The organism is Streptomyces griseus (assembly GCF_900460065.1).
In the GTDB taxonomy this organism is placed as follows: domain Bacteria; phylum Actinomycetota; class Actinomycetes; order Streptomycetales; family Streptomycetaceae; genus Streptomyces; species Streptomyces griseus.
Window position 1 is genome coordinate 90,276 of the sequence record NZ_UAVD01000026.1, and the last position, 12,864, is coordinate 103,139.

12 protein-coding genes are annotated in these 12,864 nt (G+C 73.2%); 11 read left to right on the top strand and 1 reads right to left on the bottom strand.

Going from position 1 to position 12,864, the window contains the following annotated elements; translation table 11 throughout:
- Positions 1 to 72 precede the first annotated feature (72 nt).
- The 3 genes from DTB53_RS14335 (at position 73) to DTB53_RS14345 (ending at position 3,731) form a co-directional block, all read left to right on the top strand.
- Positions 73 to 1,371, top strand: coding sequence for an MFS transporter (locus DTB53_RS14335; protein ID WP_012379921.1), 1,299 nt, complete (start codon positions 73 to 75; stop codon positions 1,369 to 1,371).
- A 355-nt stretch (positions 1,372 to 1,726) separates the two neighbouring features.
- Positions 1,727 to 3,013: an IS701 family transposase gene (locus tag DTB53_RS14340; RefSeq protein ID WP_012379922.1), complete on the top strand. Its 1,287-nt coding sequence runs from the start codon at positions 1,727 to 1,729 to the stop codon at positions 3,011 to 3,013.
- A 28-nt stretch (positions 3,014 to 3,041) separates the two neighbouring features.
- A complete protein-coding gene (locus DTB53_RS14345; protein ID WP_003967610.1) occupies positions 3,042 to 3,731 on the top strand; it encodes a response regulator transcription factor in 690 nt (229 codons plus the stop codon).
- A 162-nt stretch (positions 3,732 to 3,893) separates the two neighbouring features.
- On the opposite strand, the gene DTB53_RS14350 is transcribed toward DTB53_RS14345, so the two are convergent.
- Complete coding sequence (locus DTB53_RS14350; RefSeq protein ID WP_012379924.1) at positions 3,894 to 4,652, bottom strand: maleate cis-trans isomerase family protein; 759 nt, start codon at positions 4,650 to 4,652, stop codon at positions 3,894 to 3,896.
- Between the two features lie 216 nt (positions 4,653 to 4,868).
- On the opposite strand from DTB53_RS14350, the gene DTB53_RS14355 reads away from it, so the two are divergent.
- The 8 genes from DTB53_RS14355 to DTB53_RS14390 all read left to right on the top strand — a co-directional run bounded on the left by DTB53_RS14355 (position 4,869) and on the right by DTB53_RS14390 (position 12,838).
- Positions 4,869 to 6,023, top strand: a complete 1,155-nt coding sequence (locus tag DTB53_RS14355; protein ID WP_012379925.1) for a hydroxymethylglutaryl-CoA lyase-like TIM-barrel protein — start codon at positions 4,869 to 4,871, stop codon at positions 6,021 to 6,023.
- 414 nt (positions 6,024 to 6,437) lie between these two features.
- On the top strand, positions 6,438 to 6,623 hold the full coding sequence (locus DTB53_RS14360) for a hypothetical protein (protein WP_003967615.1): 186 nt from the start codon (positions 6,438 to 6,440) through the stop codon (positions 6,621 to 6,623).
- Between the two features lies 1 nt (position 6,624).
- Positions 6,625 to 7,479: an ATP-grasp domain-containing protein gene (locus DTB53_RS14365; RefSeq protein WP_012379926.1), complete on the top strand. Its 855-nt coding sequence runs from the start codon at positions 6,625 to 6,627 to the stop codon at positions 7,477 to 7,479.
- Positions 7,476 to 8,531 (top strand): N-acetyl-gamma-glutamyl-phosphate reductase, encoded by a 1,056-nt coding sequence (gene argC, locus DTB53_RS14370; protein WP_012379927.1) that lies wholly within the window; start codon positions 7,476 to 7,478, stop codon positions 8,529 to 8,531. The genes DTB53_RS14365 and argC overlap by 4 nt, the downstream gene beginning before the upstream one ends.
- Positions 8,528 to 9,352, top strand: coding sequence for an amino acid kinase family protein (locus DTB53_RS14375; RefSeq protein WP_012379928.1), 825 nt, complete (start codon positions 8,528 to 8,530; stop codon positions 9,350 to 9,352). The genes argC and DTB53_RS14375 overlap by 4 nt, the downstream gene beginning before the upstream one ends.
- Positions 9,349 to 9,912, top strand: a complete 564-nt coding sequence (locus DTB53_RS14380) for a type 1 glutamine amidotransferase (RefSeq protein WP_003967619.1) — start codon at positions 9,349 to 9,351, stop codon at positions 9,910 to 9,912. The genes DTB53_RS14375 and DTB53_RS14380 overlap by 4 nt, the downstream gene beginning before the upstream one ends.
- A gap of 56 nt (positions 9,913 to 9,968) precedes the next feature.
- On the top strand, positions 9,969 to 11,108 hold the full coding sequence (locus DTB53_RS14385; RefSeq protein ID WP_042496657.1) for a Glu/Leu/Phe/Val dehydrogenase dimerization domain-containing protein: 1,140 nt from the start codon (positions 9,969 to 9,971) through the stop codon (positions 11,106 to 11,108).
- Positions 11,105 to 12,838, top strand: a complete 1,734-nt coding sequence (locus tag DTB53_RS14390) for an AMP-binding protein (protein WP_012379930.1) — start codon at positions 11,105 to 11,107, stop codon at positions 12,836 to 12,838. The genes DTB53_RS14385 and DTB53_RS14390 overlap by 4 nt, the downstream gene beginning before the upstream one ends.
- The last annotated feature ends 26 nt before the right edge of the window (positions 12,839 to 12,864 follow it).

Sequence of the window (12,864 nt, forward strand, 5' to 3'; positions counted from 1 at the left end):
TCCGTCCCTCCGTCCAGCCACCGTCCCCGCGTCCGTCCTCCACCACCCATCCGGAAACCAGGAGCACACCTCATGAGCACCGCACCCGACACGGCGTCCGCCGCCCCCGCGGCACCGGACCCGACGAACGCGGGCGAGGATCAGCAGAAGCTTCCGCTCTTCGCGCTGCTGGCCCTCGCCACCGCCGTCTTCATCACCAGCCTCACCGAGACCCTCCCGGCCGGGCTGCTGCCCGCGATGAGCGGGAACCTGCGGGTGAGCGAGTCCGCGACCGGCCAGACGGTCACCGTCTACGCGATCGGCACCGCGCTGACCGCGATCCCGCTCACCGCCGCCACCGCGGGCTGGCGGCGCAAGAAGCTGCTGCTCACGGCCATGGGCGGGTTCGCCCTCGCCAACACCGTGACGGCCGTCTCGTCCGTCTACGAGCTGACGATGGTGGCCCGGTTCGTCGCCGGTGTCGCGGCCGGCCTCGCCTGGGCCCTGCTCGCCGGGTACGCCCGCCGCATGGCCCCCGTGCACCTCCAGGGCAAGGCGATGGCCGTCGCCATGGCCGGTATCCCCGTAGCGCTCTCCCTCGGCGTGCCCGCCGGTACGTTCCTCGGCGACTGGCTCGGCTGGCGCGTGGCGTTCCTGTCGATGACGGCGCTCACCGTCGTCCTGCTGGTGTGGATCTTCGCGGCCGTACCGGACTTCCCGGGCCAGGAGCGCGGCGCGCGGCCGAAGCTGCTGCCGACCCTGAAGATCCCGGGGGTCTCCCCGGTCCTCTTCGTCACGCTGGTCTTCGTCCTGGCCCACACGATCCTGTACGCCTACATCGCCACCTACCTCGAAGACCTGGGCCTGGGCGGTTCCACCGGCCTGATCCTGCTGGTCTTCGGAGCCGCCTCGCTGGCGAGCATCTGGATCGTCGGCGCGCAGATCAACCGGCGGCTGCGCGGTCTCACCGTCGGCGGCGCGCTGCTGGTCGCCGTCGCCTCGCTGGTCCTGGCCGTCCTCTCCGACACCACCGCCCTCGTCTACGTCGCCGCGGTGCTGTGGGGACTGGGCTGGGGCGGGGTGCCGACCCTGCTCCAGACCGCCGTCGGCGACGCGGGCGGCGCTTCCGCCGACGCCGCGCAGGCGATGCTCGTCACCCTCTGGAACGTCGCGATGGCGGGCGGCGGCATCGTCGGCGGCATCCTCCTGGACACCCTCGGCAGCGAGTCCTTCCCCTGGGCGGTCCTGCTGCTCCTGCTGCCGGTGATCGCGGTCGTGCTCTACGCCCGCCGGGCGGGCTTCCCCGCCCGCCGGCCGGTGGCCGAGTCCTCGTCCGGGACGGAGTCCGAGACCGCCTCCGGGGCGGAGGGAGCCCCGGTCGCGGCAGCCTGAAGACCGACCGCCGGAGGACACCCCTCCCCCGTACTCCGGCGGTCCCCCTCCCCTCGCGGACGGTCCCGGGAAACGCTCCCGGGGACCGTCCCCGGGGCATGTTCATGATTTGTTGACACTTCACCGGACGCCCGCCGGGCAGGGTTCCACCCGGGTAAAAGCGGGTTTTCCGCCCAGACATGACCCCCGCCCTCGCCCCTACGCAGCGCGTTTACGCAGGTCAGACAGCGAACTTGCAAAATCGGCGGCCGACCCGGGCAAATTCCGCCACGGACGGTACTTTCACCCCGTACTGATGTGCCATGTATCCACTCGGGTGCGAGCGATGACGAGTATCGAGGGGGCGTAGCGTTTCATGTCGTCAACTGAGGTGCGCGCGGCGATGCCGGGCGAGGGCGCGTGCATGCGGACGTTCATGGACGAGATCTTCCGGGCGTTCCGGCGGCCGGAGCAGCGCCGTTGGGCCCAGGCGTACCTGTGGGCCCTGATCCACGCGTCGGGCAAGAAGACGCCCCGCCGCATGGCGCTGACGAAGCCCTTGCCCCCGGCCGCGGCACACGGTCTCCACCAGTTCATCAACGCCAGCCCGTGGGACTGGAATCCGGTACGCCACCGGCTCACCGGGCTGGTCGCCGAGCGGACGGCCCCGCACGCCTGGACCGTCGCCGAGCTCATCATCCCCAAGCGCGGCGAGCACTCGGTGGGCGTGCACCGCCGCGTGGACCCGGCGACCGGACGCACCGTCAACTGCCAGCGCGCGCTGGTCTTCTTCCTCGTCTCGGGCGGCCGGAGCTATCCGGTCGGCTGGAGCCTGCTGCTCGACCGTACGTGGGACTCGGACCGGGAGCGCCGGCGCCGTGCGCGCATCCCCGGCTCCGAGGCCGGACGCACCCCCGCCGACCACGTCACCGGGTACGCCGCCGAGATCGCGGCACAGCCCCGGCTGCCGCGCGTCCCCTGGGTGCTGGACCTCACCCGGTGCCCCGAGGCGGCCGGGGTCCTCGCGGGTCTCGCCCGGCAGCGGGCGGACGTGGTGTGCGAGGTCCCGCCCGATCATCACGTGCTCTCCGCGGGAGCTCACTCGCCCGTTGTGACAGGTGTCAGCGCGCTCATGGAGACGCGGCACGCCCGGCAGACCCATGTCCTGCTCGGGCGTGCCCCCGACGGCCGGGTCCGTGCCGTACCGGTCCACACCTACGCGGGCACGGTGACCACACCCCGGAGCGCCCACGGCGACGACGGGGGCGGACGCGCCTACCGTGTGCTGGAGAGACCCGACCCGGACGGCCGGCAGCCGTCCCGTTACTGGCTCACCACGCTCACCGAGCACCGGGTGGAGGAGATCCTGCGGCTGGCGCGCAGCCACACCTCGGCGCTGTCGGCCGTGGCCGTGCTGGGCCAGCGGTTCGGGGTCCTCGACTTCGAGGGCCGTTCCTTCCCCGGCTGGCACCACCACATGACCATGGCGTCGGCCGCCTACGTCCACCAGCGCCTGTATCCGGGCCCTGGTTCCGGTCCGGGTTCAGGTCCTGGCGCCGGTGCCGGTGCCGGTGCGGGTGCCGGTGCGGGTGCCGCGACCGCGTCGCCCGGGGCACCGACGCGCCGGGTCCCGGCCGCCGCGCTGACCGGCGCCTCCCACTGACGTGGGACCGAGGAGAGAGGTGGGGCAGATGAGACGGGTACTCGTGGTGGAGCCGGACGCCTCCGCAGCCGCGGCCGTGGTCGGCGATCTACGACGGCAGGGGTTCACCGCCCACGGTGTCTCCAGCGGGGAACGGGCGTTACGGGCGTACGGCTCCGCGGATCTGGTGCTGTTCTCCCTGGATCTGCCCGACATCGACGGCCTGGAATTGTGCCGGGCCCTGCGGAACGGCGGGGACACGGCATTGATAGCGGTCAGCGACGCCGAAGCGGAATGCGAACGGGTCCTGGTACTGCATGCGGGCGCGGACGACTGCGTGATGAAATCCTGGGGATTCCGGGAGATCGGGGCCCGCATCGAAGCGGTTCTGCGCCGCACCCGGCCCCGGCAGGCCCTTCCCGCCGCTATTTCCCTGCACGATCTGCATATCGATCCGGATCTGCGGGAAGTGCGGCTGCACGAACGCCTCATCGATGTCACGTCGAAGGAATTCGAGCTGCTGTACACCCTCGCGGCCACTCCGGAGACGGTCGTGACGCGGAAAGAACTCATGGCCCGGGTCTGGGGAAGCGACTGGGGGCACACCAGCCGCACGATCGACACGCATGTGAGCAGCCTCCGCGCGAAGCTCGGCTCCGGCGGCTGGATCATCACGGTCAGGGGCGTCGGCTACCGCATGGGCCACGCCTGGCGGATGCCGGAGACCTCCGCCGGCTGAGAGGACGCCCACCGCCCGAGCGGGCGTCCGTCGGCCGAGAGGAAACCGCCGGCCGGCCGTGGGTCCCGTCGGACGGGAAGACGCCCACCTCCGGGCCTGGGGCCCGTCGGCCGGGCGGGCGTCCGCCCGGTCGGCGGGACGCCCGCCGAACGCCGGCCGCCGTCAGGCCGCCGCTTCCTCCAGCCGCCGCAGCAGCGGGTGGTGGGCCCCGCCGCTCGCCCCCGCCGCCCGCCGCGCCCACCAGGCCGACGCCAGGTTCGAGGTCAGCAGCGGCCGGGGCGGGTCCTGCCGGGCCAGCTCGGTGAGGGCGGCGAGGGTGCCCATGCCCGTCCCTGTGAACAGCAGGGCCGTGTCCGCGGGCAGCTCCCGCTCCCGTATGCGCCGCAGGATCGCCCCGGTCGTCACCGCGTAGGGGTCGAACCGGGCCTGACCGCCCGGGGTCGCGGCCTCCTCCGCCGGGACGAGCACCACCCCGTCGACCGTGAGGCCGGCCTGCTCCCAGAAGGCGCGGGAGGTGTCGGTGAGCCACGGCTCGTACGGGGAGACGAGCGTCAGCCGGTCCACCCCCAGCGCCTCGCAGCACGCGAGGATCGCCTGCGTGGAGGAGTGCACCGGCGCCCCGGCGCGCTCGGACAGCTCCTCGCAGAAGGCCCGGTCGCCCTCCGGCTCCAGCAGGTAGTGCGAGGCGCTGCACGCGACCACGGTGGCGTCCAGCCGCAGTGCGCCGAAGCTGCCGAGCACGTCGGGAAGCACCGCGTTGTACGTCTCCAGCATCTCCCGGAGGCCGGCCCCGGGCGTCACCGGGAAGCGGGCGGTGTGCACATTCATTCCGGCCCCGAGCAGCTGGTTGAACTCGGGTTCCGCCGTGGGGTTCTCCGGCGGCACGACGACCCCCAGGCGGGGCAGCGAGAAAAGGTCCATGGCCGCACGGTAGGACGCACCGCCCGTCAAGGCGCTTCCCGTGTGTGCTATTTGGCACTCCCTTTCCTTCTCTGACGTCCCTTGACACTCCTTGACACTCCGCAACACAGCTCTGACACCACAGACATTGCCCTTTTCGGCCAGGAGCCGAAGGATACGAGTCAGCGAATGCAGCCCCGATCGCCCATCCCTTTCACGGAAAGCGGAGCAAAGGAAATGGCAGCAGAAGAACCGGAAAAGCAGGAGAGACCGCCCCTCGTTTCGGATGCGACGTTGCGGGATTCCGCGCACATGGCGGGGGTGGAGTTCAGCCCCGCCGATGCCGCCGCCATCGCGGATCTGCTGGTCCGGACGGGCGTCGAGCTCGTCGAGGTGGGCATGGTCTCCGGACCGGACTCGAAGGACGCCGAACTCGTCCTCGCCACCCATGAGGCGGTCACCCCCGAGCGCAGCATGACGCTCGTCGTCGTGCGCGACCGGCGGCAGGTCGCCCGCGCACTGGACGAGGCCGAGCGGCTGGGCGTGCGCCACATCATGTACTCCATCCCCACCTCCGAGGAGCACGCACAGCTGAAGCTCGACTCGGCGAGTCCCAAATTCCTCCAGGCGCTGGCCCGTTCGGCGATCCAGCAGGCGAAGGAGCGGGGCTTCCACGTCACCTTCAGCGGTGAGGACGGGGCCCGTACGCCCCGCGAGCGGCTCGTCCCCTACGTGGCGGCGGGATTCGCCGCGGGGGCGGACCGGTTCCGGCTCGCGGAGACCGTGGCCTACCTCTCGCCCTGGCAGATGGAGGAGGTCATCGCGGACCTCACCGCGATCGACGGCTCCGAGATCGAGATCCACTCGCACAACATGCTGGGCCTGGCCGTCGCCAACTCCCTGGCCGCCGTGCGGGCGGGGGCCCGGTGGATCTCCGCGACCGTCGGCGGCATCGGCGAGCGCGGCGGCAACGCCCCGCTGGCCGAGCTCCTCACCTCGCTGCGCGTCCTCCACGGCGACACCCGCTTCGACCTCACCCATCTCACCGAGCTGTCCCGCATCGCCCTGCGGGGCGCCGGGCTCGGGGACGCCTTCCAGTCCGGGCCGACCACCCCGCACGCCTTCGCGTACGAGCTGCCGGGCCAACTGAGCCACCCGCAGGCGTACGAGACGCTGCCCGCCGAACTCGTCGGCAACAGGCGCGAGTTGCGGGTCCGGACCCGCCTCACCACCGCCCTGGTCCGCTGGGCGCTGACCGACTCGGGCCTCGACGTCGACGTCGACGCCTTCACTCCGTGGCTGGCCGAGCGGCAGGAACGGGACGGCCGCCCGCTGCTGGACCGGGACACGATCCGCAAGGCCGCCGTGGACTTCCGCCCGGTCCCGGCGTAGTCCGGCCGGCACGCGCGCAACCCGCCCGACCAGCGTGGTCCGGCGGCCGGCACGCGCGCAACCCGCCCGACCAGCGTGGTCCGGCGGCCGGCACGCGCGCAACCCGCCCGACCAGCGTGGTCCGGCGGCCGGCACGCGCGCAACCCGCCCGACCAGCGTGGTCCGGCCCGCACGCGCGCAACCCGCCCGACCCCACGTGGTCCGGCCCGCACGCGCCCGGCCCACCCGGCCCCCGCGCAGCCCGGCCCGCGCGTGCCCCACCCACCCCGCACCGCGTCGCCCTGCCCGGCCCCGCCCGCGCGCCTGACTCACCCCGCTTCCGCGAGGCCCGGCCCCGCCCGGCGCTGCCCTGCCCGCACCCACGTATCCCATCCGCCCCCGCGTAACCCGCCCGACCCGTATACGGAGTTCACGATGCCCACCGCCACCCTGACCGGCGTATGCCCCGAGTGCGAGACCGATCTGACCGTCCCCCCGGTCACCCCGGGCGAGACCCTCTCCTGCCCCGAGTGCGTCCTGACCCTCCGCGTCGAGGCCGTCGAGGACGGCAGGCTGACGCTGGAGATGGTCGAGGTGCAGCTGCGCGACTGGGGCCAGTGAGATGGGCGCCGACCACCGCGTCGCCCTCGTCGCGGACCGGATCGCCTGGGAGGAACGCCTGCTCATCGAGGCGGCCCCGGCCTTCGGTCTGCGGATCGACTGGGTCAACGACGAGTCCCTCTCCCTGGGCCACCCGGACGCCCCGTCGATCAAGGGGTACGACGCCCTCCTCGTCCGCAGCCGCAGCTACACCCGGGGCGGGCTGATCGCCACCCTCGCCGAGGCCGCCGGGGTCCCCACCCTCAACACCGCCCGGGCCATCCACGCCTGCGAGAACAAGGCCGCCCTGCGCGCCCTGCTCCGGACCGCGGGCGTACCCGTCCCCGACCACCGGCTCGTCCTCTCCCGCAAGGACTTCGACCGGGCGCTCGCCGATCTGCCGCTGCCCCTCGTCCTCAAACCCGTCTTCGGCGGGATGGGCAAGCGGGTCACGCTCATCCGGCACGCCGACACCGCCCACTCCGTCTACGACTACGTCGAGGACCTGGCCCACGCCTTCGAGCAGGCCAGTGTGGTGGAGCCGTACCTCGGCGGCAGCTCCGTGCGCTGCCTGGTCGTCGGGCGGGAGCTGGTCGGGGCCGCCGAGTTCGAGAGCGGCGGCAGCGACTGGCGCAACAACGCGGCCCTCGGCAACAAGAACCGCGCCCTCGCCCACGACCCGGACGTCGTGAAGATCGTCGACGGTGTGGTCGACGTCCTCGGACCCGGGATCTACGGGGTCGACCTCTTCGCCACCCCCGACGGCCACGTCGTCAACGAGGTCAACCACGCCCCCGGCTTCCGGGCCGTCGCCTCGGCCACCGGAGCGGACATCCCCTCGGCCATCGGCCGCTATCTGCAGGAGTCGCTCGCATGATCCGCGCAGGAGTCGTCGGCGCCTCCGGGCTCGCCGGCGGCGAACTCATCCGCCTCATCACCCAACACCCGGACCTGGAGCTGGCCTTCCTCGGCGGCTCCTCCCACATCGGCCGCCGCCCCTCCGAGCTCCACCCCGGCCTCCGGCTCGGCAACGGGCTGACCGTCCGGCCGGTCACCGAGGACGTCGCCGACCAGGTCGACGTCCTCTACCTGGCCACCCCGGCCCCCGTCTCGGCCGAACTGTCCGCACGGTTCGCCGACCGCGTCCCGGCCATCGTCGACCTCAGCGGCGCGTTCCGCATCCGTACGCCGGAGCTGCACGACCGCTGGTACCCGAAGGTCCAGCGGCGCACCGACCTGGCGGACCGCTTCGTCTACGGCGTACCGGAGCTGATCGGCGACCAGCTGAAGGACGCCCCGCTGATCTCGCTGCCCGGCTGCTACGCCACCGCGATCACCCTGAGTCTGGCCCCGCTCACCCTCGGCCTCGGGCTCGACCTGAAGACGGTGGTGGTGGACGGCAAGAGCGGGTCCAGCGGCGGCGGCATCCAGCTGCGCACCTCCGACCTGCACCCCTTCCGGGCCGGGGCCATCGCCCCGTACTCCCCGACCGGGCACCGGCACGCCGCCGAGGTCGGCGACTTCCTGGAGCGGAGCAAGCCCGGCACCATCGGGAACCTGACGATGTCGGCGTACGGAGTCCCCAACGTACGGGGACTGCTGACCAGTTCCTACGTCTTCACCGACGAGAAGGTGGACCAGCGCGAGCTGAACCGGGCCTACCTCCGCTTCTACAAGGGGCGGCCCTTCGTCCGGGTGCGGCGGCACGACGAGACGCTCGTCCCGGTGCCCGACCCGCAGGTCGTCCTCGGCTCCAACTACGCCGACGTGACGGTCCTGCTCGACGAGGACGGCGGCCGGATCGTCGTGCTCGCCGCCCTCGACAACCTCGTCAAGGGAGCCGCGGGCCAGGCCGTGCAGGCGACGAACCTGCGGTTCGGCCTGCCGGAGGAGACGGGGCTGACGCAGCTGCCGGTGATGCCGGCATGAGCGCATCGCCCGCCACCCCCACGGTGGTCAAGCTCGGCGGCAGCTGCCTGGACGACCTCGACGGCACCTGGTGGGACGACCTGGCCCGGATCGGCCGGGACCGCCCGCTGATCCTCGTCCACGGCTGGTCCAAGCCGCTGAAGAAGCTCGACGCCCGCTACAGCGAACCGTCCGCGATCCTCCGCGACCGGTACGGCAACCAGAGCCGGTGGACCACCCCCGAGGTCATCGACGACATCAAGACCGTCAGCGCCGTGCTGGCGGAGGACGTCCTCGCCCGGCTGGCGGGCCGCGGCATCACCGCGGAGCGGCTCCTCGGCAGCGACGGGCTGGTCGCCGCGGGCCCAGGCGAACGGTGGTGGTGGCGACAGAAGCAGCTCGTCGAGCTGGAGAACCTCGTCGGCCCGATCACCGGGGTCGATCCGGCCCCGCTCAAGAACCTCCGGCCGGGCCACGCCCACCTCGTCACCCCGCTCGCCCGGAACGCGGCGGGCCGGGAGGTCAACACCGACGCCGACCGGGCCGCCGCCGCCATCGCCGGGGCCACCGGCGCACCGGACCTGGTCCTGGTCACCGACGTCGGCCACCTGCTGATCGACGACCGGCCGGTCCGCCGGATCAGCGCGGCGGACGCGGCGGCCTTCCGCGACAAGGGGGCCAAGGGCGGCATGCGCAAGAAACTGCGGGCCGCCGGCGAGGCCCTGGACCACGGCGTCGAACGCGTCGTCATCGGCAGCGCGGCCGTCTCCGAGCTGCTGGACGGCTCCACCGGCACGGTGATCACCGGTGCCCGCACCCCTACGACCGGAGTGAGCGCATGAGCCGCACCCGCGTGCTGGTGGTCAACAACGGAACGCTCTCCCTCCCACAGCTCCGCGCCCGCTTCGAGGAGCTGGGCTCGGACACCGAGGCCGTCGACGCCGCGTCCGTACCCGCCCGGCTGAACGGCCGCTACCAGGCGATCGTGCTGAGCGGCACCAAGGTGCGCGCGTACGACAGCACGTACTACCGGCCCCTGATCGACCTGGTCACCACGGCGGACGTACCGGTCTTTGGCATCTGCGGCGGGATGCAGATCCTCGCCGTCGCGGCGGGCGGGCGGCTCGTCGAAGGGCCGCAGCGGGTCGGCGGCCACGAGGCGCAGGTGGACACGGCGGAACCCCTCTTCAGCCATGTGAAGCCCACGGTCACCGTCTTCCACCGGCACACCCTCTACCTCCAGGAGGCCCCGCCCGGCTACCGCTCGATCGGCCGCTCCGAGCACGCGCCCGTGGAGTTCCTGCGCTCCGACGACGGCCGGATCCACGGATCCCAGGCCCATCTGGAGTTCCGCAGGGACGGCCTGGAGATCCTGCGGGGCTTCGCGCAGCTCTACCAGTGACCCGCGCCCGCGCCCGCGATCGTCAACGACCCTTCGTACCGGACAAGGACGTCACCATGAGTACAGCAGCAGTGGAAGAACCGCAGGATCCGGCCCTCACCGTGCATCTGGGCGGCAGCGGCGGCGACATCAAGGGATGGGTGGTGATCGACACCCTCGTCGACGGTCTGGCGATGGGCGGCACCCGGATGACCACCGGGGTGACCGAGGAGGAAGTCGCGGGCCTGGCCCGGGACATGACCGAGAAGTTCACCCTGGCGGGGCTGCGCATCGGCGGCGCCAAGGCGGGAATCGTCGCCGACGCCGTCAACTCCGTGGGCGCGGGGCGCGAGGAGACCTTCCGCACCTTCGGCCGCACGGTCAAACCCCTCCTGCACGGCGGCATCCACCTCGGCATCGACATGGGCGTCACCCCCGCCGACCGGGCCGTCTTCTTCGAGGAGGCGAAGTACGACCCCCGCTACCGGCTCGGGGCCCCGGACATGCCGATCGACTGGCGTACGTACTACGAGCCCCTGATCGACGCCACCGGCCACGGCGTCGGGGTCGCCGCGATCACCGCCCTGGAGGCGAGCGGCCGCACCGGACCCGCCCGGGTCGTGGTGCAGGGGTTCGGCGCGGTGGGGCGGGCGGTGGCACGGTTCCTGGAGGACCGGGGCCACACCGTCGTGGGCATCGCGGACGTCGGGGGAACGATCAGCGCCGACCGGCTGCCGGTCGCCGAACTGGTCGCCGTCACCGACCGGTTCGGGGCGATCGACCGCACCCGGCTGCCGCAGGACGTGAAGCTCTCCGGGGAGCCGGACGCCTGGCTCGACGTGGACGCCGACATCCTGATCCTGGCCGCGCAGAAGTACGCGATCAACGCCGAGAACGCCCACCGGCTGCGGGCCGGCCTGGTGGTCGAGGGCGCCAACCTCGCCTCCAGCGCGGCGGCCAAGGAGAAGGTGGCCGCCTCGGGGGCCCGGCTGGTCCCGGGCGTGATCGCCAACATCGGCGGCGCGGCCTCGGCCGCCCTGGCCGTGACCCGGGTCGTCCCCTTCGACCTGGCGGCCGAGGCGCGCAAGGCCTGGGTCTTCGACTGGGTCGGCGCCCGGGTCCGGCAGAACACCCGGGACCTGCTGGAGATCGCGGCCGCACGGGCGGGCGATCCGCTGCCCGAGCTGCTCGCGGCCCGCCGGAAGGAGCGCCGATGAGCACGTCGGCGAGGGAGCGGGCGACCGTGGCGGCGGGGGGCGCCGGGACGGTCTCCGCCGAGCGCGCCGCCGAGTACCGCCGCCGGGGCTGGTGGCGCGAGGAGACCTTCCTCGACGACCTGCGCCGCCGGGCGCGCGAGCACCCGCGCCGCCCGGCCGTCGCCGGCCGGCGCGTGGCGGAGTCCCGCACCGACACCCTGGACTACGCCGAACTGAACCGGCTGACCGACCGCTTCGCGCTGGCCCTGCTCGAACTGGGCGTCGGACAGGGCGACTTCGTCGCCGTACAGCTCCCCAACCGGTGGGAGATGGTGCCGCTGATCTTCGCCTCCATCCGGGTCGGCGCGGTCATCATCCCGATCTCGCCCATCTGCACGGAGGAGGAGCTGCGCCACCGCCTCGGCCTCACCGAGGCCAGGGTGTGCGTCACCCTCCCCGCGTGGTCGGACACCCCGCTGGCCGAGATCGCGACCCGGCTGAAGGACGAACTGCGCACGCTGGAACACGTGCTGGTGGTGGACGGGCCGGTGCCCGAGGGCGCGCTCCCCTTCCACGGCCACTTCGTGGCGGAGGAACGGGAGGAGCGGGAGGGCGCCGCCGCCCGGCTGGACGGGCTGGCGCTCGGCCCGGACGACCCGTTCGTGGTGCTGTTCACCTCCGGCACCACCGGTCCGTCCAAGGGCGTGCTGCACAGCCAGAACACCGTCCACTCGGCCGTACGCGGATACGTCGACGCGTACGGGGCGGGCGAGGACGCGGGGGACGGCGGCGGCTGGGTGGCGGCGGTCTCCACGCCGCTCGTCCACTACTCGGGCTTCGCCCAGGGGGTCCTGGCCGGGGTCATGCTCGGCGGCACCGTCGCCTTCCAGGACGTCCGCCACAACGAGGCGCTGCTGGACCTGGTGGAACGGTACGGGGCGACCCTGCTGTACGGGCCGCCCGCGACGCTGGCCGACGTGGTCGCGTCCCAGCGGGCCGAGCGGCGCGACACCAGCACGCTGCGGCACGTGGTGATCGGCTCGGCCCCGGTCCTGGAGGAGCTGGCCGACGAGGTGCACGCGGTCCTCGGCGCGCGCGCCCACTCGCTGTGGGGCATGTCGGAGAACGGCCCCGTGACGACCACCCGCCCCGAGGACCCCGAGGGTTGGGCGGCGCGGAGCAACGGCAGCGCGATCGACGCCATGGAGACCCGGATCGAGACGTCCCGGGCGTACGGGAGCACCGGGGCCACTGGCGCGGTGGGCCGGCTCAAGGTGCGCGGCGCGTCCCTCGCGCTCGGGTACCACCGGCGTCCCGAGGCGTTCGCCGCCGAGCTGGACGAGGACGGCTGGTTCGACACCGGCGACCTCGCCCGGGACGACGGGCGCGGCGGCATCCGCATCATCGGCCGGGCCCGGGACGCGGTGGTGCGGGACGGGCGGGTCGCGCCGATGACGGAGCTGGAGGCGGTGATCGGGAGCCACCCCAGGGCGGAGGAAGCCGCGCTGGTCGGTCTCGAAGCGCCCGGCGGGCAGGGCCCCGGCAACGTGATCGTCGCCGTCGTGGTCCCGCGCGGCGGCCGGGGGCCCACGCTGGAGGAGATCCGGGCCCGGGTCACGGGGGCGGGCCACGACGCCCGCTTCCTGCCGGACCGGGTGGAGCTCCTCGCCGCCCTCCCCAAGACCCTGACCGGGAAGGTCCGCAAGGCCGAACTGCGCGAGCGGTACGCCGCGGACACCGCCCCCGCCTGACCCCGCCGCCCCGCCCCTTCCCCACC

Excerpts from the sequence above, each read along its gene's own strand:
- DTB53_RS14365 (WP_012379926.1), top strand. The coding sequence starts at position 6,625 with ATGGGCGCCGACCACCGCGTCGCCCTCGTCGCGGACCGGATCGCCTGG.
- DTB53_RS14360 (WP_003967615.1), top strand. The coding sequence starts at position 6,438 with ATGCCCACCGCCACCCTGACCGGCGTATGCCCCGAGTGCGAGACCGAT.
- DTB53_RS14335 (WP_012379921.1), top strand. The coding sequence starts at position 73 with ATGAGCACCGCACCCGACACGGCGTCCGCCGCCCCCGCGGCACCGGAC.
- DTB53_RS14355 (WP_012379925.1), top strand. The coding sequence starts at position 4,869 with ATGGCAGCAGAAGAACCGGAAAAGCAGGAGAGACCGCCCCTCGTTTCG.
- DTB53_RS14345 (WP_003967610.1), top strand. The coding sequence starts at position 3,042 with ATGAGACGGGTACTCGTGGTGGAGCCGGACGCCTCCGCAGCCGCGGCC.
- DTB53_RS14375 (WP_012379928.1), top strand. The coding sequence starts at position 8,528 with ATGAGCGCATCGCCCGCCACCCCCACGGTGGTCAAGCTCGGCGGCAGC.
- DTB53_RS14385 (WP_042496657.1), top strand. The coding sequence starts at position 9,969 with ATGAGTACAGCAGCAGTGGAAGAACCGCAGGATCCGGCCCTCACCGTG.
- DTB53_RS14340 (WP_012379922.1), top strand. The coding sequence starts at position 1,727 with ATGTCGTCAACTGAGGTGCGCGCGGCGATGCCGGGCGAGGGCGCGTGC.
- argC (WP_012379927.1), top strand. The coding sequence starts at position 7,476 with ATGATCCGCGCAGGAGTCGTCGGCGCCTCCGGGCTCGCCGGCGGCGAA.
- DTB53_RS14390 (WP_012379930.1), top strand. The coding sequence starts at position 11,105 with ATGAGCACGTCGGCGAGGGAGCGGGCGACCGTGGCGGCGGGGGGCGCC.
- DTB53_RS14350 (WP_012379924.1), bottom strand. The coding sequence starts at position 4,652 with ATGGACCTTTTCTCGCTGCCCCGCCTGGGGGTCGTCGTGCCGCCGGAG.
- DTB53_RS14380 (WP_003967619.1), top strand. The coding sequence starts at position 9,349 with ATGAGCCGCACCCGCGTGCTGGTGGTCAACAACGGAACGCTCTCCCTC.